The sequence below is a fragment of the Arthrobacter sp. L77 genome (assembly GCF_000816565.1).
GTDB classification, from domain to species: domain Bacteria; phylum Actinomycetota; class Actinomycetes; order Actinomycetales; family Micrococcaceae; genus Arthrobacter_D; species Arthrobacter_D antioxidans.
The window spans coordinates 775,280-797,077 of sequence record NZ_JWSU01000004.1; the positions used below are offsets into that span (position 1 = coordinate 775,280).

A 21,798-nucleotide genomic window follows, 5' to 3' on the forward strand; every position below is an offset into this window, starting at 1 on the left:
TCCTCGAGGGTGCAGGTGTGGTGGGTCGAGCGCTCCGGCACCCGCCATGCGTGTGCAACGGAGCCGACGCCCGCACCCGGGGCGGGGCTACGCCGTCAGGACCGGGTCCGTCAGCGTCCTCAGGTAGTGCAGCGCGGCGGGGGCGTACGCGCGCATGGAGTCGTCGTCCGCGTAGACGAGCAGGCGCAGCCACGAGCCGTACCGATGGACGCCGGCCAGCGCCAGGGCGGGTTCGACGGCGGCCCGCAGCTCCGGCAGCGGCGCGTGGTCCGTCCAGCGTTCGAGGTAGGCCGTGATGACGGACTGGATCCGCGGGTCCGCCGCCGTGGTGTTCCACTGCTCCCGCATCTGCGTGATGGGCACGAGCAGGGCGCTGAACGGGTGCGCCCAGTAGGCGTCCGCGAAGTCGAAGAACCGCAGCGGCTCGGCGTCCGTGCCGGGCAGGAAGCAGTTCCGCGCGTGCAGGTCGTTGTGGTCGAGGGACAGCGGCACCGGGACGGCCCGCAGCGCATCGACGGCGCGGTGGACGGCGGGCAGGCGGCGCACGACGTCGTCGGCCCCCTCCGCGGACAGGTACAGGGGGTGCCCGGCCGGCAGTCCCGTGTGCAGGAGCAGCTGGTTCTCGACAAAGTTCGCCGCCACCTCGGGATTCATGGTGACGAGCCCCGCCTGGGCGAGCCGCTCACCGTGCCGGGCGGCGATCCGCTGCAGGTCCGCGAAGTCGGTGGTGATGCGGACCCACGCCGCGGCGTCGTCCGATCCGAGGCTGTCGAGCGTGGCGCCGTGGTCCGCCGTGAGCATCCAGCCGCGGGAGGGCTCGATCGCGAGCGGGGCCATGACATGGTCCGGCGCCAACTCGCCGAGCAGGGACAGGATCGAGGCCTCCGCGAGCTGACCCGGGTTGTTCTCCTTGAACCAGAGCGTGCCGTGGTCCGTGGGGACGGTGAGCTGCGTCGACCAGAAGCGGACGCGCGGCTGGTCGGTCGGACCGGTCCGGGTCACCCCGAACGATTCGAGCACCAGGTCGATCCACTGCTCCGCCTGCTGCCGCCACGCCGGGGAGGCCCACACCTCGCGCGGATCGTTCATCGGCTGCGGGAGAGGGTGGAGGGAGGCATGGACCCCATCTTCGCATCAGCCACGGGTCAGCCCAGCTTCGAGGGCCTGGTGCCGTGGTCGCTCGATTCGAGCTCCTCCGGCCCGGCCACGTGCTCGCTCCCGCGGGCCCGCGCGATCGCCGTCATGCCGTGGAAGATGATGAGCGCGGCGGCCGTCCCGAGGGCGATCCCCGCGAAGGTCAGGTCACCGATCACCCAGGTGAAGTCAGCGATCCCGATGACCAGGGCCACGCCCGCCGTCGACAGGTTGATGGGGTTGGAGAAGTTGACCTGGTTCTGCACCCAGATGCGGACGCCGAGGATCCCGATCATGCCGTAGAGGACCACGCCCGCCCCGCCGAGCACCCCGGCGGGCACGGTCGCGATGAGCGCACCGAACTTCGGGAAGAGGCTCAGGAGGATCGCGACGATGCCGGCCACCCAGTACGCGGCCGTCGAGTAGACGCGGGACGCCGCCATCACGCCGATGTTCTCCGCGTAGGTGGTGGTCCCCGAGCCGCCGCCGGACCCGGCGATCATGGTTGCGAGGCCGTCCGCCATGAGGGCGCGTCCGGTGTACGGGTCGAGGTCCCGGTCGGTCATCGCGGCCACCGACTTCACGTGGCCGATGTTCTCGGCGACGAGCACGAGGACCACGGGGATGAAGAGCCCGACGACGGAGAGGTGGAACTCCGGTGCGGCGAAGTCCGGGAGGCCGATCCACGCGGCGCTGCCGATCGCGGCGAAGTCCACCTCGCCGCGGACCATCGCGACGGCGTACCCGGCGAGCACGCCCACGAGGATGGACAGGCGTCCGAGGATGCCCTTGAACAGCACCGTGACGAGCAGGATCGAGATCACGGTGACCAGTGCGGTCAGGGGCGCCTGCTCGAAGCTCGCCTTCGCGGTCGGCGCGAGGTTGAGCCCGATCAGCGCCACGATGGAGCCCGTGACGATGGGCGGCATGGCCACCTGGATCCACCGGGTGCCCGCCGTGTGGACGATCAGGCCGATCAGCGCGAGGGCGGCACCGGCCATGATGATCCCCCCGAGCGCTCCGGGCGCCCCGTGCTGGGACTGCGCCGCCGCGATCGGGGCGATGAACGCGAAGCTCGACCCCAGGTAGCTCGGCACCCGTCCGGCCGTGATCACCAGGAACAGGATGGTCCCGATCCCGGAGAAGAGCAGGGTGGTCGACGGCGGGAACCCGGTGATGAGCGGGACGAGGAAGGTCGCGCCGAACATCGCGACGACGTGCTGGGCGCCGATGCCGATGGTCCTGGGCCAGGTCAGGCGTTCCTCCGGAGCGACGAAACCGCCCGGCCGGACGTTCTTCCCATCGCCGTGGAGGGTCCAGCCGATGCCTCGTGCACTCATGGGTATGCCTTCCAAAGCGGGGTGGGGTTCCGGGAAAGCCTACCGGGAGCGTGTGGCAGGGGTGTTACGTTGCTTGTCACGGAGGAAGAGGGCACACATGGTATTCACGGTTCAGGGACGCACCGTCCTGGTCACGGGCGCCGGCAGGGGCATGGGCAGGCTGTACGCCGAACGCGCGGCGAGGGAGGGCGCGGCCGCCGTCGTGCTGTGGGACGTGGACGGACGCGCCCTCGAGGACGTCGTCGCGGGCCTCGCCTCGAGCGCCGCCTCCGTGCACAGCTACGTGGTCGACGTGGCGTCCGCGGAATCCATCCAGGCGGCCGCGGGCGCCGTCCTCGACGAGGTCGGCGTGCCGGACGTCCTGGTGAACAACGCCGGGATCGTGCGCGGGAAGTACTTCTGGGAGCACGACCACCACGCGGACATCGACCTCACGCTGCGCATCAACACCGGCGGGCCCATGCACGTCACGCGTGCGTTCCTGCCCGCGATGATGGAGCGCGGCACACCCGCGCGGATCCTCAACGTCGCCTCCGCCTCCGGCACGCTGGCCGTGCCCCGCATGAGCGTCTACGCGGCCTCGAAGTGGGCGGTCATCGGCTGGAGCGACTCGCTGCGCCTGGAACTGGTGTCCAGGGGCCACCCCATCGCCGTCACCACCCTCATCCCGAGCTACATCAGGACCGGCATGTTCGAGGGTGCCCGCGGCCCGCTCATGACACCCCTGATGGAACCGGGGTACGTCGTCGACAAGGCCTGGCGTGCCACGCTGGCGGGCAGGGCCCGCGTGCAGCTGCCCTGGACGGTGCAGCTCGCCGGGGCCCTCCGCAACCTCCTGCCGCAGCCCGTCTGGGACGTCGTCGCCGGGCGGGTCTTCAAGGTGTACAGCTCCATGGACCGGTTCACCGGGCGCCCGAGCGGCGACCCCGACCAGGAAGGCGCTCGATGAGCATCGACACGCACGCGACGGACGCCGCCGGACTGCTGGCGGACCGCCGGCGGTACTTCGCCACGGGGGCCACGCGTCCCGCCGCCTGGCGCCGCGGACAACTGGGCGCACTGCGCCGCCTGCTCGCCGACCGGGCCGGCGAGCTCACCGCGGCCCTCGAGGAGGACCTCGGGAAGAGCCGCACGGAGGCGTTCCTCTCCGAGATCGCCGTCGTGCGGGCCGAGCTCGACCACGCCCTGAAGCACCTCGACCGCTGGATGGCACCCGAGAAGATCGCCGTGCCCGCCGGACTGCTCCCGGCACGGGCGTGGACGCAGGCACGGCCACTCGGCGTCGTGCTGATCATCGGGCCCTGGAACTACCCGCTGCAGCTCGTGCTGGCGCCGCTCGTCGGGGCGCTCGCCGCCGGCAACGCCGCCGTCCTCAAGCCCAGCGAGCTCGCCGGTGCAACATCCCGCACGCTCGCCCGGCTCGTGCCGGAGTACCTGGATCCGGAGGCGGTCTCGGTCGTCGAGGGCGGCGCCGATGCCAGTACGGCACTGCTCGGGCAGCCGTTCGACCACATCTTCTACACCGGGGGTGAGCGCGTCGGGAAGATCGTCATGAAGGCCGCGGCCGAACACCTGACGCCGGTGACCCTGGAGCTGGGCGGGAAGTCGCCCGCCGTCGTCGTGGGTGGCGACCTCCGCGCCGCGGCCCGCAGGATCGCGCTCGGAAAGTTCCTGAACGCGGCGCAGACGTGCGTGGCGCCGGACTACATCCTGACGACGCCGGCCGCCGCACCGGCGCTCGCGGCAGCGCTGGCGGACACCGTCCGGGACTTCTACGGCAGCGACCCGAGGACCTCCGGCGACTACGGGCGGATCATCAACGAGCACCACTTCGACCGCCTCGTGGGCCTGCTCGGGGACGGCACCGTCGTCTCGGGTGGACGCCACGACCGCGCCGAGCGGTACATCGAGCCGACCATCCTGCGCGACGTCGACCCCTCGTCCGCGCTCATGCAGGAGGAGATCTTCGGGCCGCTGCTGCCCATCCTCGAGGTCGAGGACCTGGACGCCGCGATCCGCTTCATCGGTGCCCGCCCCCACCCGCTCGCCGCCTACCTGTTCAGCGACCGCGAGGAGCACCTGGGCGCGTTCACGGAGCGCGTCCAGGCGGGCGGGATCGCCCACAACGTCTGCACCATCCAGCTCGCGGTCCCGGGCCTGCCCTTCGGCGGCGTCGGCGCGAGCGGGACGGGCAGCTACCACGGGCAGCAGTCCTTCCGGACCTTCAGCCACCTGCAGCCGGTGTTCTCCAAGCCCACCGGCGTGGACACGCTGCGGCTCGCGTACCCGCCCTTCGGGCCGATCAAGCGGAAGCTGCTCAGCATGCTCCTGTAGCCGCAGGGGTCAGCTGATGACGCCGTCCACCAGGGCCTTCGCCTCGGCCTGCACCTGCTTCAGGTGTTCCTCGCCCCTGAAGGACTCGGCGTAGATCTTGTAGACGTCCTCGGTGCCCGACGGCCGTGCCGCGAACCACGCGTTCTCGGTGGTGACCTTCAGGCCGCCCACGGGGGCGCCGTTGCCCGGGGCCTCCGTCAGGCGGGCGGTGATCTCCTCGCCGGCGAGGGTGGTCGCGGTGACGTCCGACGGCGAGAGCTTGCCGAGCGCGGCCTTCTGCTCGCGCGTGGCGGCGGCGTCGATCCGCGCGTAGACCGGGGCGCCGAAGCGGTCGGTCAGCCCGGCGTAGTGCTGGGAGGGCGTCCTGCCGGTCACGGCGGTGATCTCCGAGGCGAGGAGGGCCAGGAGCAGGCCGTCCTTGTCGGTGCTCCACGGCGTCCCGTCGAGGCGCAGGAAGGACGCACCGGCGGACTCCTCGCCGCCGAAGGCCAGGTCCCCGCTCAGCAGGCCGGGCACGAACCACTTGAAGCCCACGGGGACCTCGTGCAGCACACGCCCCAGGTCCGCCGCGACGCGGTCGATGATCGACGACGAGACGAGGGTCTTGCCGATCACGGCGTCCGCACGCCAGTCGGGCCGGTTCGCGTACAGGTACTGGATGGCGACGGCGAGGTAGTGGTTCGGGTTCATGAGGCCGCCGTCGGGTGTGACGATCCCGTGGCGGTCCGCGTCGGCGTCGTTGCCGGTGGCGATGTCGAACTCCGTGGCCCGCGTGATCAGGGAGGCCATCGCGAACGGGGAGGAGCAGTCCATGCGGATCTTCTCGTCCCAGTCCAGCGTCATGAACGCCCACTGGGGGTCCACCGTGGGGTTCACGACGGTCAGGTTCAGGTTGTGGCGTTCGCCGATCGCGCCCCAGTAGTCCACGGAGGCGCCGCCCATCGGGTCCGCGCCGATGTGCACACCGGCGGAGCGGATGGCGTCGAGGTTCAGCACGGACGGCAGGTCGTCCACGTAGTGCTGCAGGAAGTCGTAGCTGCCGATCCCCTCCGCCGTGCGGGCCTGGGCGATCGGCAGGCGCTTCACCCCGCGCAGGCCGTCCTCGAGCAGGGCGTTGGCGCGGTCGGCGATCCAGTTCGTCGCGTCGGAGTCGGCCGGGCCGCCGTGCGGCGGGTTGTACTTGAAGCCGCCGTCGCCCGGGGGGTTGTGCGAGGGCGTGATGACGATGCCGTCCGCCTGCCCGGTGTGCGTCGCGTTGTGGGTGAGGATCGCGTGGGACACGGCGGGGGTGGGGGTGTAGGCGGCGCGGGCGTCCACCAGGACGGTCACCCGGTTGGCCGCGAGGACCTCCAGCGCGGTGTTCTGCGCCGGCTCGGACAGGGCGTGGGTGTCCTTGCCCATGAACAGGGGGCCCGTGATGCCCTGCCCGGCGCGGTACTCGACGATCGCCTGCGTGATCGCCGCGATGTGGCCCTCGTTGAAGGAGGACTTCAGGGACGAGCCGCGGTGGCCCGACGTCCCGAACGCCACGCGCTGGGCGGGATCGGAGAGATCGGGTTCGACGTCGAAGTACGCGTCGAGCAGTCCGGTCACGTCGATGAGGTCGCTGGGAAGGGCCACTGTGCCCGCTCGGTTAGCCATGGCCCCAGCATGCCAAAGAACGCGCCCGATTACACCAGCGCAGCGCGGGTTACGCGGGAGTTCCGCCGGTGCGGTGGCAGGTTGCCCGCGAACCGATCATCAGTAAGCTGAGTATCAGCGCCCAGTCAGGGAGCAGACGCATCACGGAAGGCAGCACCATGAGCGAGAATCCCAACGACACCCCCACCGCGGATCCCGAGGAGCAGGGCGCCGACCAGGCCGGCACGCCGGAGGAGCAGGACGCCGGCGGCTACGGCGGTCCCGGCATCGAGGACGAGGTGGCCCCCGGCTTCGAGGCGGACAACGGCGGGGCGACCGACGCCTGACCGGCCCGGGGTGGCCCGGATGCACCGCTAGGGTGGACGCGTGACCACGCCAGCGCATCAGCGTCCGCTCAGGATCGTCCTCGCACCCGACTCCCTCAAGGGCAGCCTTCCCGCGGGGGAGGCTGCCCTCGCCATGTCCGCCGGCGTGAGGGCGGCCGCCGCCCGCCTGGGCCACCCGGCGCCCGACATCGTCCTGGCCCCCCTCGCCGACGGCGGTGAGGGGACGCTCGACGCCCTCCTCGCGGCCTGGCACGTGGGGGCGCGGACCACGGCCTGCCACGACGCCGCCGGCCGGGCGCGGACCGCGCGCTACGGCATCTCCGAGGACGTGCCCGGTTCCCCGGTCCGGGGCGTCCTCGAGGCGGCGGAGGCCAACGGCCTGCCGCTGGTCGCCGACCGGCCCCTCGACGCCCTCGCCGCCACCAGCTACGGCGTGGGCGAGATCGCGGCCCGCCTCCTCGACGACGGCGCGGACGAGATCCTGCTGTGCATCGGCGGGTCGGCGACGACCGACGGCGGTGCCGGCCTCCTGGCAGCCCTCGGGGCCCGCTTCCTCGATGCCGACGGCGCGCCCCTCGCCCCGGGCGGCGGTGCGCTGGGCGCCCTTGCGACGATCGACGTGACCCGGCTCCACCCCCGCGCCCGTGCCGTCCGCTGGCGTATCGCCGTCGACGTCGACAACCCCCTGTGCGGACCGCGCGGCGCCGCGACGGTGTTCGGGCCGCAGAAGGGCGCCACGCCCGACGACGTCGTCGTGCTCGAAGCAGGCCTCACCCGCCTGGCGCGGGTGGTCGCCGGGGCGACCGGCGTCGACATGCTCGACGTGCCGGGGGCGGGCGCGGCCGGCGGGCTCCCCGCCGTGCTCGTGCCCTTCCTCGGCGCCGAGATCGTGCCCGGCTCAGCCCTCGTGGCCGACGCCGTCGGACTCGCCGGCGCCCTCGCCCACGCGGACCTCGTGCTCACGGGCGAGGGCTCCTTCGACTCCCAGTCGCTCGGCGGGAAGGTGGTCCATGCCGTCCTGGCGGCCGCCCCCGCCGCATGCGCCGTCGTGGTGATCGCCGGACGCGTCCAGCTCACGGCCGCCCAGGTGCAGGACGCCGGACTGGCGGCGGCCTTCTCCCTGGCCACCGGGCCCATGGCCCTCGACGAGCTGATCGAGGGGGCCGGGGCCCTGATGGAGGATGCCGCCGCACAGGTCTACGGCGTCTTCAGCGCAGGCCGGGGCCGGATGTACGGCTAGACCGTGATCTCGCGCTTGAGGATCTTGCCCGTGGGCCCCTTGGGCAGCGCCTCGACGAGCACCACGCGGCGCGGGTACTTGTAGGCGGCCACGCGCTCCTTCGCGAAGGCGGTGATCTCCGCCGCGAGGGCCTCGCGGGCGGCGTCGTCGGCCGGTGCGTGCTCCGCCCGGACGCCGATGACCGCGACGATCTCCTCGCCGTGGAGGTCGTCCGGCACGCCGATCACCGCGGCTTCCGCGACAGCGGGGTGCTCGTACAGGACCTCCTCGACCTCCCGCGGGTACACGTTGTAGCCGCCGCGGAGAATCACGTCCTTCTTGCGGTCCACGATGAAGATGAGGCCGTCCTCGTCCACGCGGGCCAGGTCCCCCGTGCGGAACCAGCCGTCGGGGATGGCAGCCTCCGTGGCGTCCGCATTGTCCCAGTAGCCCTTCATCACGCAGTGGCCGCGCACGGCGAGTTCCCCCACCTCGCCCTGGGGCACCTCGGCGCCCTGCGGGTCGAGCATCCGCACCTCGACGCCGTCCACCGGGGTGCCGATGGAACCGGGCTTGCGGAGCTGTCCCACGCGGTTGAAGCTCACGATCGGGGAGGTCTCGGACAGGCCGTAGCCCTCCAGCAGGTCCGCCTTGAACACGCGCTCGAACTCGTGCAGCACCTCGACCGGCAGCGCGGACCCGCCGGACACGGCCACGCGCACGGAGGACAGGTCCGTGCCGGCGACGTCCGGGTGGCGCAGCATCGCGACGTACATGGTCGGGACGCCCTCGAAGACCGTCACGCGGTCGCGCTGGATGATCTCGAGCGCCTTGCCCGGCTCGAAGCGGGGGAGCAGGGTCACGGTGGCCCCGGTCAGCACCGCGGCGTTCAGTGCGCAGGTCTGCCCGAAGATGTGGAAGAACGGCAGGCCCCCGAAGAGCACCTCGCCCTCCTTGGTGCCCATGAGGTCGCGGGAGATCTCCGTGTTCCGGGAGAGATTGGTGTGGGAGAGCGTGGCGCCCTTGGGCCGCCCGGTGGTCCCGGAGGTGTACAGCACGACGGCGGTGTCCTCACCGTCGAGTTCGACGACGCCCGGCGTCGGCTCGGCCGCGGAGACGCGCTGCATGAAGGCGCCGCCGTCGACCGTCACCACGGAGACCTCGCCGCCCGTCTCGGCGCCGGAAGCCTCGGCGCCGGCCTGCGCCTCGGCGATGATGCCCTCCCAGGCGAACACGAGCCTCGCGCCCGAGTTGGTGAGGTGGTAGGCCACTTCGCGCCCCTTGAGGAGCGGATTCAGCGGGACCACGACGGCGCCGGCCCGGAGGACGCCGTAGTAGACGAATGCCATCTGTGGAATATTCGGCATGATGAGCGCCACGCGGTCACCGCGCTGCACCCCGTACTCGGTGAGGAGCGTGGCGACCTTCTGGCTGAGCACCTCGAGGGCGCCGAAGGTGACCTCGACGTCGTCGAGCTTGATGGCCACCGTCGAGGGGCTCCTCGTCGCAGTGGCCACGAGGTTGTTGGCGAGGTTCGACACGCGATCTCCTTTGATCTCTCAGCGCTTCGCTGCAGGGATCCTGCAACTGCCGGTACGGATGTTACCGGTGGGTAGAAGTCTGTGGGATCGGGGGCCTCCACGCAACAGGACCCTCCCCGGCGGTGAAATGCTCCCCGGAGAGGGTCCTGTGACGTAGGGTCCGAGGCTATCGGACGCCGCTCATGGCCTTCCGGATCGCCGGGGCCCCCGCGAGCAGTGCCGCGCCCAGGATGATCGCCGTGACGCCGCTGAACGCGAAGTACGGCACCTCCGTCTGCTCGGAGTAGAGCCCCGCGAGCAGGCCGGACACCGTGGTGCCGAGCGAGATGGAGAGGAAGAACAGGGCGAGCATCTGGGTGCGGAACGCCTCGGGCGCGAGCTTGGTGGTCACGGACAGGCCGATGGGGGAGATGAACAGCTCCGCGAAGGTGAACAGCAGCAGGATCCCGGCGAGGCCGATCAGCGGCGTGCTGTTGGGCCCGCCCCCCGCGAAGGGGATGAAGGCGAGGAACGCGATGCCCATGACGATCAGGCCGAGGGAGAACTTCACGGGCGAGGACGGCTGGCGGCTGCCGAGCCGCGTCCACAGGGTGGCGAAGATCCCGGCGAAGATGATGATGAAGACGGGGTTGATGGACTGCACCATGCCGGGGGGCATCTCCCATCCGAACAGGTTCCGGTCCAGGCGGCTCTCCGAGTAGAGCGCCACCACGGTGAACTGCTGCTGGAACAGGGACCAGAACGCGGCGCTGGCCACGAAGAGGGGCATGAAGGAGTAGACGCGGCGTCGCTCGACGCCGGAGACCCTGCTGCTCGAGAGGATCACCGCGAAGTAGGCGATGGTCGCTGCGATCGCCGTGTACGCCATGACATCGGCCAGGTTGCCGGCGTTGAGGAGGCCGGTGGCCAGGGCCGCGCCGAGGAGTGCGACGGTGGCGGCGGCGATGCCGATCCAGCGCGGGTACTCGGCACGGGGTAGGGGGTTCTCGACCTGGTGCGCTGCCGCTGGGAGGTTCCTGCGGGAGAGGGAGTACTGGATCAGGCCTGCGGCCATGCCGACGGCGGCCAGGCCGAAGCCCACATGGAAGCCGTAGGCGGCCCAGGCCAGGTTCGTCAGCAGCGGGCCCACGAGGGCGCCGATGTTGATGCCCATGTAGAAGATGGAGAATCCGGCGTCGCGCCGATCGTCCCCCGACCTGTAGAGCGTGCCGACGAGCGAGGAGGCGTTCGCCTTCAACCCGCCCGAGCCGACGCCCACCAGCACCAGGCCGGCTGCGAGGCCCGGCACACCGGGCAGCAGGGCGAGGGCGATGTGCCCGCCCATGATGACGATGGCCGAGACGAACAGCACCCGCTCCGAGCCGAACACGCGGTCGGCGAGCCACGCGCCGAGGATCGTCGAGAGGTAGACGCCGCCGCCGTACGCGCCCACGAGCCCGGCGGCGAGCGCCGGATCGAAGCCGAGGCCGCCCTCGGCGAGGGAGTAGGTCATGTAGTAGAGGAGCAGCGCCTGCATCCCGTAGAACGAGAACCGCTCCCACAGTTCGACGCTGAACAGGTTGGCCAGCATGCGCGGGTGGCCGAGGAAGGTCTTCCCGCCGGTGTCGATGGTGCGCTGCGTAGTGCTCATTCTTTCCATGGTGCCGCGCGGAACCGGAGGATGCCAAATCGCGGGACTACTGCCGATGCGCCTCGATGTGTGCTGCCGCGGCGAGGAGCTGCGCCTCCTCCCCGGGCCGGCCGATGAGCTGCACGCTCATCGACAGGCCGCCGGGCAGGCGCAGGGTCGGCACGGTCACGGCCGGCAGGCCGCAGACGTTCACCATCGAGGTGTAGGGCGAGTACTGGCACTGCCGCAGGTAGTCGGTGTCGCCGCCGGCATCCGTGTACCAGCCGATCGGTCGCGGCGTCATGGCGAGCGCCGGCGTCAGGATCATGTCGTAGCGGGAATACTGCTCGATCGTGTCGTGCTCGAACTGCCGCAGGACGTCGACGGCGCCCGCGAGGTCCGCCGCGCTGCGTCCCAGGGCCCGGCGCCGCAGCACCCGCGTGATGTCCGTCAGCCGGTCCTCGCGGTCGTCGGGGATCGGGGCCGTGGCCAGTCCGGCCGTCCACACGAGCTGGAAGGCGTCGTGGTAGCGCGGGTCGTAGGACAGGTCGGCGTCGACCAGGTCGTGGCCGGCGCGCTGCAGCGTCCGGATGCCGGCGGTGAACGCGTCCGTCGCCGCGCTGTCCAGGCCGATCTCCAGGGCGCCGGCGAAGGGCGACGCCGTGCTGACGCCGATGCGGAAGCGCCCGTCCGCGCGGAGGGCCGCCTCCGTGAAGGAGCCCGGGTAGCGGGAGGCCGCGCTCGTGGGCCGGTAGTTCGGTTCCTGCACAAGCGCGTCGAGCAGCAGTGCGGCGTCCACCGCCGAGTGCGCGAGGGGGCCGGCGACCACCAGCTGCCCGAGATCGGCCTGCCCGGATCCCGACGGGACGCGGCCCCGGTTGGGCTTGAGGCCCACCAGGCCGGTGGCCGCCGCGGGGATGCGGATCGATCCGCCGCCGTCGGTCCCGGGCGCGAACGGGATCATCCGCGCCGCCACCGCGGCGGCGCTGCCGCCGGAGGAGCCGCCCGGGCTGAGCCGGCGGTCGAGGGGGTTGCGGGCCGGCGGGGCGATCCGGTTCTCGCTGTAGCAGCTCAGCCCGAACTCGGGCACCTGGGTCTTGCCGAGGCTCACCGCCCCGGCCCGCCGCAGCACCGCGGCGAGGGGGGCGTCCTGCCCGGCGACGGCGTGATCGAGGGCGGCCGTGCCCAGCGTGGTCCGCACGCCGGCGACGTCGGTGAGGTCCTTGTGCGCGAGGGGCATGCCGTGCAGGGGCCCGAGGGGCGCACCGGAGGCACGGACGCGGTCGGCGTTGTCCGCGGCGCGGAGCGCGTCCTCGTGCGTGACCGTGACGAACGAGTCGAGCTCGGGGTCCAGGGCGTCGATCCGCCGGAGGAAGTGCTCGGTGACCTCCCGGGCGCCGGCGGCACCGCGCGCCAGGGCGTCCCGGAGGGTGAGTGCGGAGAGTTCGTGGAGTTCGCTCATCAGGCACCACTATAGGAGCCGCCGCGGGGCAGGGGCCGACCGTAGCAATGGCGACGCCCCGCCGGCCCGTGAAAAGGTAGGCGCATGAGCGAAATCCAGAACGTACCGGTGACGGCAGTACCCGACGACGCGCGCATCCTCGACGTCCGCGAGCAGTACGAGTGGGAGGCCGGGCACGTGGCCGGTGCGCTGCACGTCCCCCTCGAGGAGCTGCCGGCCCGGCTCGGGGAACTGGACCCGGACGAGGACCTGCACGTGATCTGCCGCAGCGGTGGCAGGTCGCAGCGCGCCGCCGAATGGCTGGAGGGGAACGGCTACACCGCCGTCAACGTGAGCGGGGGCATGGGCGCCTGGCTCGAGGCCGGGAAGCCGATGGTCTCCGAGGTGGGCGGCGAGCCCACGGTCCTGTGACCGGCACCGCCCGGACGGACCGTCCCTCCTACGCGTACCTGGGACCCGAGGGGACCTTCACCGAGGCCGCACTGCTCCAGGTGCCGGGCGCGCACGCCGCCCGCCGTGTCCCCGCCGCGACGGTGGGGGCCGCGCTCGACGCCGTCCGCGCCCGCTCCGTCGACGCCGCGATGGTGCCCATCGAGAACTCGGTCGAGGGCGGGGTGAGTGCCACCCTGGACGCCATCGCCGTGGGGGAGCCGCTGCGCATCCTGCGCGAGGAGCTCGTGCCCATCACGTTCGTCCTCGCCGCGCGGCCCGGCACCACCCTGGACGGGGTCCGGCGCATCGCGACGCACGGTCACGCCTGGGCGCAGTGCCGGAACTGGGTCGACGCCCACGTGCGGGACGCGGAGTACTTCCCGTCGTCGTCGACCGCGGCGGCCGCCTTCGGCCTCGCCGGGGACGAGCACGCCTACGACGCGGCGATCTGCTCGCCGCTCGTGGCCGAACGCCTCGGCCTGGCCGTGCTCGCCACGGACATCGGGGACGTCACCGATGCCGTCACCCGTTTCATCCTGGTGGGCACGCCGGATGCCCTGCCCCCACGCACGGGAGCGGACAAGACCACCCTCGTGATCCCCCTGCCGGACGACCACCCCGGCGCCCTCATGCAGATCCTCGACCAGTTCGCGGCGCGGGGCGTGAACCTGAGCCGCATCGAGTCGCGGCCCACCGGGCAGTTCCTCGGCGACTACTTCTTCAGCGTGGACGCCGACGGCCACGTGGAGGACGCCCGGGTGGCCGACGCGCTCAAGGGCCTGCACCGCATCAGCCCCGGCCTCCGGTTCCTCGGCTCCTACGCCCGCGCCGACCGCCGCTCGCCGGCCGTGGAACGCCACACCTCCGACGACGCCTTCGGGGCTGCCGACGCCTGGCTGGAGGACATCGTCCGGGGCGGGAGGGCGGCCGAGCGGGGAGGAGCTGAAACACAGTAGGCTTAGTATCGAAGGTCCTCCTCCCACCGAAGGCTGGTTCCACGATGGCTCGATTGCGGCGCAGCAATACGCGCAGGCCCGGTATCACCCGCCGCCGGCACGGCAAGGGCTTCAGCTACCGCGCACCCGACGGCGCGCTCCTCCAGGACCGCGCCGAGGTGGAGCGCATCAGGGAACTGGTGATCCCGCCGGCGTGGAAGGACGTGTGGATCGCGCCCTACCCGAACGGCCACGTCCAGGCCATCGGGACGGACGACGCCGGCCGGCGGCAGTACATGTACCACCCGGCGTGGCGGGAGCAGAAGGACCGCGAGAAGTTCGACCGCGCCCTGGACTTCGGCGCGAAGCTGCCGAGCGCCCGCCGCGCCATCACCCAGCACCTGCGCAGCGACGGCGTCCCCAGGGAACGCGCCTTCGCCGCCGCGCTCCGGATCGTCGACGCCGGGGCCCTGAGGATCGGCTCCGCCCAGTACGCGGAGGCCAACGGGTCCTTCGGCGTCACGACGCTCCTGGTGGAGCACTGCACCGTGGAGGGGCAGGTCATCCTGTTCGACTTCCCCGGCAAGAGCGGCCAGCTGTGGGACACCCGCCTGGAGGACGAGGACCTCGCCGAGGCGCTGCGTCCCATGCTGGAGCGCGAGGACCCCGACACGGTCCTCGCCTACCGGACGGAGGACGGCGCGTGGCACCACGTGGACGGCTCCCAGCTCAACGAGTTCCTGCGGCAGGTCACCGGCGGGCCGTTCACCGCCAAGGACTTCCGGACGTGGCAGGCCACCGTCGTCGCCGCCATGGCCCTCGCCAAGGAGGACCTCGGTGCCACCACCCGCACCGCACGGCAGAAGGCCGTCAGCGCCACCATGCGGGCCGTCGCCGACCACCTGGGCAACACCCCCGCCGTGGCCAGGAGTTCCTACGTGGACCCGCGGCTCGTGGACCGCTTCATGAGCGGCGAGGTCGTCCCCATCACCTCCTACTCGGCCTCGGAGAAGGCCGTGCAGGAATTGCTGCGCGACTGACGCCGAGCATTTCCAACCATCCCGTTCCTCAGTACGCTGGCAGCGGGCGCCCAACGAGGAGCGCATCCTCCCATGAAAGGCAGCATCATGACCGAGAACTCGCATGACGGACACATCGTGAACCCCAACAAGGGTGACGGCTCGACGTCGGACCCCAACTGGCACGGCGACGCCGGCGACCAGGGCAACGATCTCCGCTTCGCCGAGGAGCAGGCGCTGATCAACGAGCAGGCCGAGGGCGGCCCTGCGGAGGCCGAGGACGCCGTCGAGCAGGAGGGCCACTACACCAGTGCCGAGCCCACGGGCGGGTCCGGCGGCTACACCTCCGCGGAGAACCCGGCCGAGGAGGGCGAGTACACCGACAAGGACCGCCCGCTCATCGACAAGCCCCACGGTGAGGGCGAGTACACCGACCGCGACCGCTAGGAGCGGCCGGAGGACCCCTGTCCGGCGAGGCGCAGGCGCCCCCGCCAGGACGGGAGCGCCGGAGCGGACCCCGGTGGTCCGGGGACCGGCGGCGGCACCCTGACCATCAGGGCGCCGGGATCCGCGCGGGCCGTGAGCGAGGTGATCGTCCCCGATGCGTCGCCGTCGAGCTGCGTGGCGATCGGCTCGCCGGACCACACGGTGACCTCCCGGGCGCGGTAGTAGCTGATCACGGGGGTGCCGCCGCGGTGGCGGAGGAGGATCTTCGCGGCCATGAGCGTCCAGCCGAGCAGGCTGCGCGGACTGAGTACGACGACGTCGAGATAGCCGTCGTCGATCCGCGCGTCGGGCACGAAGTCCACGCCCGCCGGCAGCTTTCCGCAGTTGGCGACCAGCAGGCTGCGCACCTTCCGGGTCTGCGGGGGCTGGCCGTCCAGGCTGATCGAGACGCGCCGCCGCCGGCCGGGCAGGTGCCGCACGCCCGCCTCGCTGTAGGCGAGCCAGCCGTATTTCTCCTTGAGGTCGTCCTTGGTGGCCGCCATGACGCTCGCGTCGAAGCCGATCCCGCCCATCACGAGGAAGGGATACTCCGACGCCGTCATCGTGTGCTCGTTGCGGAGCATGATCCGCGCCATGTCGATCCGCCGCTCGAAGCCGTGCAGCGCGAAGCGGAGGCACCCGGCGACGTCGTTGTACGGCAGGCCGAGATTGCGCACCAGCAGGTTGCCGGTCCCGAGCGGCAGCAGGCCGAGGGCCGCGGGCTGATGCGCGAGGGCCCGTGCGACGGCGCGCACCGTCCCGTCACCGCCCGCCGCGATCACGAGGTCCGCCCCGGCCGCCAGCGCCTGCTCCGCCTGGCCCGTGCCGGGGTCCTCGAGCGTGGTCTCGAGGATGAGCGGAGGTCTCCAGCCGGCGTCGGAGCACGCCTGTTCCACCAGGGCCCGCGTGGCCGCGGCCTGCAGCTTGGTGGGATTCAGGACGAGGGCCACGCGCTGCGGTGTGCTGCCCACCGGCACCGGTTCATGGACGGACGGGGCGGGCGTCCGGGTCTGCTGGAGGCGCCGCACGGACCAGAACGACTGGAGGGACGCGACGGCGGCGGACGCCGCGGCGGTCCCGGCGAGCAGTTTGCGGCGCATGATCACCCACAATAGCGGCCCGTCCTGCCGGGCCGGGCGGGCACCGGAGGTTGGGTAGTCTTAGCGGGTGATCGACGTCAACGACCTCCGCCTGAATCCCGAGCAGTTCCGAGCATCGCAGCGTGCCCGCAGGGCGGACGAGTCGCTGGTCGACGCCGTCCTCGCCGCCGACACGCACCGCCGGGAGTCCGTGACGGCGTACGAGACGCTCCGCGCCGAGCAGAACGCCTTCGGCAAGCGGGTGGCCCAGGCCAGGGGCGAGGAGAAGCAGGCGCTGCTCGCCGAGGTCAGGGAGCTCGCCGGTGCCGTGAAGGCCGCCGCAGCGGCGTCCGAGGAGGCCAAGGCCGCGCAGGAGACGCTGCTGCGGAAGCTCCCCAACCTCGTGCAGGACGGCGTCCCCGAGGGCGGCGAGGCCGACTACGTGGTCGTCAGGACGGTGGGGACCCCCCGCGACTTCACGGCCGAGGGCTTCGAACCCCGCGACCACCTCGAGATCGGCGAGCTGATCGGGGCGATCGACATGGAGCGGGGCGCCAAGGTCTCCGGGTCGCGCTTCTACTTCCTGAAGGGCGTGGGCGCGCGCCTCGAGCTGGCCCTGCTGCGGATGGCGCTGGACCAGGCGATGGAGGCGGGCTTCACGCCCATGATCACCCCCACCCTCGTACGCCCCGAGACCATGCAGGGCACCGGCTTCGACATCGCCCACGACGCCGAGATCTACCGGCTCGAGGAGGACGACCTCTACCTCGTGGGCACCTCCGAGGTGGCCCTCGCCGGATACCACTCCGACGAGATCCTCGACCTCGGCGCGGGCCCCCTGCGGTACGCGGGCTGGTCCTCCTGCTACCGCCGCGAGGCGGGCTCGCACGGCAAGGACACCCGCGGGATCATCCGCGTGCACCAGTTCAACAAGGTGGAGATGTTCACCTACACCACGGTGGAGGACGCCGCGGCGGAGCACGCGCGCATGCTGGCCTGGGAGGAGGAGATGCTCGCGAAGGTGGAGCTGCCCTACCGGGTCATCGACACCGCTGCCGGTGACCTCGGGATGTCCGCCGCCCGCAAGTTCGACTGCGAGGCGTGGGTCCCCACGCAGGGCGACTACCGCGAGCTGACCTCGACGTCCAACTGCACCACCTTCCAGTCGCGCCGCCTGAACATCCGCGAACGCCAGGAGGGGGAGGGCCGGAAGGGCACGCGCGCCGTCGCGACCCTCAACGGGACCCTCGCCACCACGCGCTGGATCGTCGCGATCCTCGAGCACCACCAGAACCCGGACGGCTCGGTGACGGTCCCCGCCGCCCTGCGTCCGTACCTGAACGGACTGGAAATCCTTCCCGTACTGTGAGCGCTGCCCTACCCGGAGGTCGGGGGCGTCTGCTTCACTAAGAGGTATGACTACCCTGATCAATGCCGGCATCGATGACCGGCAGGAAAACCGTACACAGCATCTGGTCGCCCTCGACGTCGACGGCACCCTCGTGGATCACGAGGGCACCATGACGGACGAGGTCCGCGACGCGGCCCGGGCCGTCCTCGACGCCGGGCACGACGTCATCATCGCCACGGGGCGATCCCTCGGGGCCACGCTGCCCGTGATCGAACACCTCGGCATCACGCGGGGCTACGCCGTGTGCTCCAACGGGGGCGTCACGCTGAGGCTCGATCCCGCCCTCCCGTCAGGGTTCGAGGTCGTCGACCGCGTGACCTTCGACCCGAAACCCGCCCTCAGCGCGCTGCGGCACCGCCTGCCGTCCGCCAAGTACGCGCTCGAGGACGACCGCGGCAGGTTCCTCTCGACCGAGAGCTTCCAGGACGCGAGCTTCGGCTCCGAAGCGGAGAGCGTCGGCTTCGAGGAGATGCTCGAGTCACGCGCCGTGCGCGTCGTGGTCTTCAGCACCGACAGTTCGGCCGAGGAGTTCGGCGAGGCCGTCGCAGCCATCGGCCTGCACGGTGTCACCTACTCGGTGGGCTGGACCGCGTGGCTCGACATCGCCGCGTCGGGCGTCACGAAGGCCAGCGCCCTGGAGGTCCTCCGGGACCGCCTCGGGACGGCCCCGTCGCTCACGGTCGCCGTGGGCGACGGCCGCAACGACATCGAGATGCTCCAGTGGGCCGGACGCGGCGTCGCCATGGGGCAGGCGCCGGACGAGGTCCGCTCCGCCGCCTCCGAGGTCACGGGCAGCGTGTACGACGACGGCGCGGCGAAGGTCCTCCGCTCCCTGATCTGACCCCGGGCACCAGCGGGTGGTCCTGCGGATCAGTAGGCCAGGGCCGCGGAGGGGAGCGACGCAGGACCGTGCGCGAGGTCCAGCAGCCGCGCCGCTGCGGGCCGCGTGGCCCACTCCTCCGTCCAATGGGACCGGACGACGGCCCGGCTGACGGCCTGCGTGGTGATCCCCAGTTCCTGCGCCACGTACTTCTGCTGTCCCCGCGCGCCGGGTGTCATGAGGTCCACGACGGCCCACTCGGCGTCCGTCCGCGTGGCGACGATCTGCCCGAGCAGCCGCAGCACGGCCTCCGCCTCGGCGGCGATGCCGCCGTCCGGCCCCTCGACAGCGAGCGGGATCCGCTCGCCGGTCCTCCGGGCCCTGTCGACCGCGCGGCGTGCGTACACGAGGCCGTAGCCCTCGGCGTCCACGAGGCGTTCGGGCACCGGGGGCGTGAGGCCGCCGACGCCGATGCCCACGTGCCAGCGCCGGTGGCGGAGGGCGCGGAGCGCCGCCTCCACCGCCGCCGTCGCCGTCGCCACCACACCCTGCACCTCGTCACCGACCGATCGCTGGAACGGCACCGCGGCGGGCACATGGCGCAGCTCCTTCAGCAGGTCGGCGGTGAGGTCCCCGACCTCCCGCGAATCGCGCTGGTTGATCGTCAGGACGAAGTGCATTGCATCAGTATGGAGTCCCGGGCCCGCGAATCAACGCAAGTGCGTTGATTTCGCGCGGCTCCCGGAGCCCGGACACGGAAGAGCCCCCGCCGTCGGTCCCCCGAGGGGGCCGACGGCGGGGGCTCCAGGCAGGCTCCTGCCTAGCGTCCCTCGGGCGTCTCCGTGGCGTTCTTCGCCTCGACGTCGACGGAACGGCCCTGCGGCTCGTCCTCCGCGCTCGCATCGCCGAGGTCCTTGAAGCGCTGGAGGGAGGCCGCGACCTCCGCCTCGGCCTCCTCACGGCCCGCCCAGTCCGCGGCCTCGACCCACTTGCCCGGCTCGAGGTCCTTGTACTTCGTGAAGAAGTGCTTGATCTCGTCGAGCAGGAAGTCCGAGACGTCGGACAGGTCCTTGATGTGGTCGAAGCGCGGGTCCACGGGAACGCAGAGCACCTTGGCGTCCCCGCCGCCGTCGTCGGTCATGTTGAAGACGCCGATGGGGCGCGATTCGACGAGGACTCCCGGGATGAGGTCGAAGTCCTGCAGCATGACCAGCGCGTCCAGCGGGTCGCCGTCCTCGCCGAGGGTGTTCTCGAAGTAGCCGTAGTGCGTGGGGTACTGCATGGCCGTGAACAGGACGCGGTCCAGGCGCAGCCGGTGGGTCTCGTGGTCGATCTCGTACTTGACGCGCGAGCCCTTCGGGATCTCGATGGTGACGTCGAGCTTCATGGCAACTCCTGGGGTAGGTCGATGGTGTCCGCCGGCGGCCGCGCCCTCGGGACAAGGGGGCTCCGCCGGTCTACTGTTTGATCGTCAGCCCTAACATATCGGTCGTCCGCCGGTACCCGGGCATTTCCCGTACCTGCAGTGCTCCTCCCCGCACCGCGCGAAAGGACACCCCGTGCGCCCGCTCCGCCTGCTGACCGGCCTCCTCCTGGTCCTGGTCATGGCAGCGGCCGCGGTCCCCGTGGCCACCCATCTCACGCCGGGCGTGCTGGCCGCGGTGGCCCCGGCGCCCGTGCCGGCACCACCGGTCACGCCGGCAGCCCAGGTCCCACCGACGGCCGTCGCGGTGCCCGACGTCGTCACCCCGCTCTCGCCGTCCGCACCGGTGCCGGACCCGGCGGTGCTGGGGCCGGAGCTCGACGCCGCCCTCCGGATCCCGGGGGCGGGCACCTTCGCCGGGACCGTCGTCGACTCCACGGACGGGAGCGTCCTCTACGCCCGGGACGCCGGACGCCTCCAGGCGCCGGCCTCCAACATCAAGCTCCTCACCGCGGTGGCCGCCATGACGTTCGGACAGCCGGGGCAGGTGCTGACGACGTCGGTCCTCGGCGCGGACTCCACGCCCGGAGCCCTGTACCTCCACGGCGGCGGCGACGTCCTCCTCGGCTCCGGCGCGTCGGACCCGGACGCCGTCGTGGGGCGTGCCGGCCTCGGGACCCTCGCCGCGGAGGCGGCCGCCGCCCTGCCCGGTCCGGGAACCTACACCGTGTACCTCGACGACACCCTGTTCGTCGGGGCGAGCCTCAACCCCACCTGGGCGGAGGGGGACGTGGCGGCGGGAGAGATCGCACCGGTCCACTCCCTGGCCGTCGATTCCGCCTGGCTCGAGGAGGGGCGCCGCGGCGGGCCGCGCTCGCAGGACGCGGCACTCGATGCGGCCCGCGTGTTCGCCGCGGACCTCGTGGCGGCGGCCGCGGACCGCGGGATCGTCGTGGTCCCCGACGTGCAGCGCCGGCCGGCGCCCGAGGACGCCGAGCCGCTCGCGGCCGTGGACTCGGCACCTCTTCAGGACCAGGTCCGGCACATGCTGGAGACCTCCGACAACTACCTCGCGGAGGCCCTGGCCCGCATCGCCGCACGCGCGAGCGGACGGCCGGCCTCGTCCGGTGGAGCCACGGAGGCGCTCGCGGCGGCCGCCGCGGCCACGGGGGTCCCCGGGGACGGGCTGCTGGTCGGGGACGCGGCCGGCCTGTCCACCCGGAACGCCGTCTCACCCGCGCAGCTCGCGGCGCTGATGCGCGGGATCACCACCTCGGAGCTGCCCGGCGTCGCCGGCATCGCCGGATCGCTGCCCATCGCGGGCCTCACCGGCACCCTCTCCACGCGGTTCACGGCGGAGGACGGCCCCGCCGCCGCCGGTGCGGGCACCGTCCGCGCCAAGACGGGGACGCTCAACGCGGTCACCGGGCTCACCGGGCACGTGGTCACCGCGGACGGGCGCCTCCTCGTGTTCTCCTTCCTCGCGGCCGGGCTGGACGGCACGACGGTCGAGGCGCGCGCGGCCGCCGACCGCGCGGCGGCGATCGTCGCCGGGTGCGGCTGCCGCTAGCCGTCCTCCGCCCCGGG

General features: G+C 72.2%; 20 protein-coding genes. 11 read left to right on the forward strand and 9 right to left on the reverse strand.

What is annotated here, in order from left to right; genetic code table 11:
• Nucleotides 1–87: 87 nt before the first annotated feature.
• Together RY94_RS06235 and RY94_RS06240 are read right to left on the reverse strand one after the other, a co-directional pair.
• Nucleotides 88–1,089, reverse strand: coding sequence for a hypothetical protein (locus tag RY94_RS06235; RefSeq protein ID WP_043442791.1), 1,002 nt, complete (start codon nt 1,087–1,089; stop codon nt 88–90).
• Nucleotides 1,090–1,145: 56 nt separating this feature from the next.
• Nucleotides 1,146–2,474 carry a uracil-xanthine permease family protein gene (locus RY94_RS06240; RefSeq protein ID WP_043442794.1) on the reverse strand — a complete coding sequence of 443 codons (1,329 nt, stop codon included), beginning with the start codon at nt 2,472–2,474 and terminating at the stop codon, nt 1,146–1,148.
• 97 nt (nt 2,475–2,571) lie between these two features.
• On the opposite strand from RY94_RS06240, the gene RY94_RS06245 reads away from it, so the two are divergent.
• Both RY94_RS06245 and RY94_RS06250 read left to right on the forward strand, forming a co-directional pair.
• Nucleotides 2,572–3,423: an SDR family NAD(P)-dependent oxidoreductase gene (locus RY94_RS06245; RefSeq protein WP_043442796.1), complete on the forward strand. Its 852-nt coding sequence runs from the start codon at nt 2,572–2,574 to the stop codon at nt 3,421–3,423.
• The gene (locus RY94_RS06250) at nt 3,420–4,808 is read left to right on the forward strand and encodes an aldehyde dehydrogenase family protein (RefSeq protein ID WP_082046098.1); all 1,389 of its coding nucleotides are present in this window, start codon (nt 3,420–3,422) and stop codon (nt 4,806–4,808) included. Before RY94_RS06245 ends, RY94_RS06250 begins: the two co-directional genes overlap by 4 nt.
• 9 nt (nt 4,809–4,817) lie before the next feature.
• On the opposite strand, the gene pgm is transcribed toward RY94_RS06250, so the two are convergent.
• Nucleotides 4,818–6,449 carry a phosphoglucomutase (alpha-D-glucose-1,6-bisphosphate-dependent) gene (gene pgm / locus RY94_RS06255; RefSeq protein WP_043442798.1) on the reverse strand — a complete coding sequence of 544 codons (1,632 nt, stop codon included), beginning with the start codon at nt 6,447–6,449 and terminating at the stop codon, nt 4,818–4,820.
• Between the two features lie 158 nt (nt 6,450–6,607).
• Here pgm and RY94_RS17705 point away from each other — a divergent pair, with 158 nt between their 5' ends.
• The gene (locus tag RY94_RS17705) at nt 6,608–6,775 is read left to right on the forward strand and encodes a hypothetical protein (protein ID WP_156135042.1); all 168 of its coding nucleotides are present in this window, start codon (nt 6,608–6,610) and stop codon (nt 6,773–6,775) included.
• Between the two features lie 40 nt (nt 6,776–6,815).
• On the forward strand, nt 6,816–8,015 hold the full coding sequence (locus RY94_RS06260; RefSeq protein ID WP_043442800.1) for a glycerate kinase: 1,200 nt from the start codon (nt 6,816–6,818) through the stop codon (nt 8,013–8,015).
• Here the strand turns inward: RY94_RS06260 and RY94_RS06265 are convergent.
• From RY94_RS06265 to RY94_RS06275, 3 genes are all read right to left on the reverse strand, one after another.
• Nucleotides 8,012–9,535, reverse strand: a complete 1,524-nt coding sequence (locus RY94_RS06265) for a long-chain-fatty-acid--CoA ligase (RefSeq protein WP_043442804.1) — start codon at nt 9,533–9,535, stop codon at nt 8,012–8,014. The genes RY94_RS06260 and RY94_RS06265 overlap by 4 nt on opposite strands.
• Nucleotides 9,536–9,701: 166 nt before the next feature.
• Nucleotides 9,702–11,165, reverse strand: a complete 1,464-nt coding sequence (locus RY94_RS06270; protein WP_052274019.1) for a peptide MFS transporter — start codon at nt 11,163–11,165, stop codon at nt 9,702–9,704.
• A 46-nt stretch (nt 11,166–11,211) separates the two neighbouring features.
• Nucleotides 11,212–12,606, reverse strand: coding sequence for an amidase (locus tag RY94_RS06275; RefSeq protein WP_043442807.1), 1,395 nt, complete (start codon nt 12,604–12,606; stop codon nt 11,212–11,214).
• 84 nt (nt 12,607–12,690) lie between these two features.
• Between RY94_RS06275 and RY94_RS06280 the strand changes: the two genes are divergently transcribed.
• The 4 genes from RY94_RS06280 (at nt 12,691) to RY94_RS06295 (ending at nt 15,439) form a co-directional block, all read left to right on the forward strand.
• Entirely contained in the window at nt 12,691–13,017 is a 327-nt protein-coding gene (locus RY94_RS06280; RefSeq protein WP_043442810.1) for a rhodanese-like domain-containing protein, read from the forward strand.
• Nucleotides 13,014–13,994, forward strand: coding sequence for a prephenate dehydratase (gene pheA, locus RY94_RS06285; RefSeq protein ID WP_052274020.1), 981 nt, complete (start codon nt 13,014–13,016; stop codon nt 13,992–13,994). Before RY94_RS06280 ends, pheA begins: the two co-directional genes overlap by 4 nt.
• Nucleotides 13,995–14,038: 44 nt before the next feature.
• Nucleotides 14,039–15,013 carry a DNA topoisomerase IB gene (locus tag RY94_RS06290; protein WP_043442813.1) on the forward strand — a complete coding sequence of 325 codons (975 nt, stop codon included), beginning with the start codon at nt 14,039–14,041 and terminating at the stop codon, nt 15,011–15,013.
• A gap of 72 nt (nt 15,014–15,085) precedes the next feature.
• Nucleotides 15,086–15,439 carry a hypothetical protein gene (locus RY94_RS06295; protein ID WP_043442814.1) on the forward strand — a complete coding sequence of 118 codons (354 nt, stop codon included), beginning with the start codon at nt 15,086–15,088 and terminating at the stop codon, nt 15,437–15,439.
• On the opposite strand, the gene RY94_RS06300 is transcribed toward RY94_RS06295, so the two are convergent.
• Nucleotides 15,436–16,578, reverse strand: a complete 1,143-nt coding sequence (locus RY94_RS06300) for a diacylglycerol/lipid kinase family protein (RefSeq protein WP_082046166.1) — start codon at nt 16,576–16,578, stop codon at nt 15,436–15,438. The two genes, RY94_RS06295 and RY94_RS06300, sit on opposite strands and share 4 nt — an antisense overlap.
• Nucleotides 16,579–16,645: 67 nt before the next feature.
• On the opposite strand from RY94_RS06300, the gene serS reads away from it, so the two are divergent.
• Nucleotides 16,646–17,926 carry a serine--tRNA ligase gene (gene serS, locus RY94_RS06305; protein ID WP_043442816.1) on the forward strand — a complete coding sequence of 427 codons (1,281 nt, stop codon included), beginning with the start codon at nt 16,646–16,648 and terminating at the stop codon, nt 17,924–17,926.
• Between the two features lie 46 nt (nt 17,927–17,972).
• Entirely contained in the window at nt 17,973–18,809 is an 837-nt protein-coding gene (locus RY94_RS06310) for an HAD family hydrolase (protein WP_043442818.1), read from the forward strand.
• Nucleotides 18,810–18,838: 29 nt separating this feature from the next.
• Here RY94_RS06310 and RY94_RS06315 read toward each other — a convergent pair whose 3' ends face one another.
• Nucleotides 18,839–19,468, reverse strand: coding sequence for a hypothetical protein (locus tag RY94_RS06315; RefSeq protein WP_043442820.1), 630 nt, complete (start codon nt 19,466–19,468; stop codon nt 18,839–18,841).
• 140 nt (nt 19,469–19,608) lie between these two features.
• On the reverse strand, nt 19,609–20,175 hold the full coding sequence (locus RY94_RS06320; RefSeq protein ID WP_043442822.1) for an inorganic diphosphatase: 567 nt from the start codon (nt 20,173–20,175) through the stop codon (nt 19,609–19,611).
• A 172-nt stretch (nt 20,176–20,347) separates the two neighbouring features.
• On the opposite strand from RY94_RS06320, the gene dacB reads away from it, so the two are divergent.
• A complete protein-coding gene (dacB, locus tag RY94_RS06325; RefSeq protein ID WP_052274021.1) occupies nt 20,348–21,781 on the forward strand; it encodes a D-alanyl-D-alanine carboxypeptidase/D-alanyl-D-alanine endopeptidase in 1,434 nt (477 codons plus the stop codon).
• Nucleotides 21,782–21,798 lie beyond the last annotated feature (17 nt).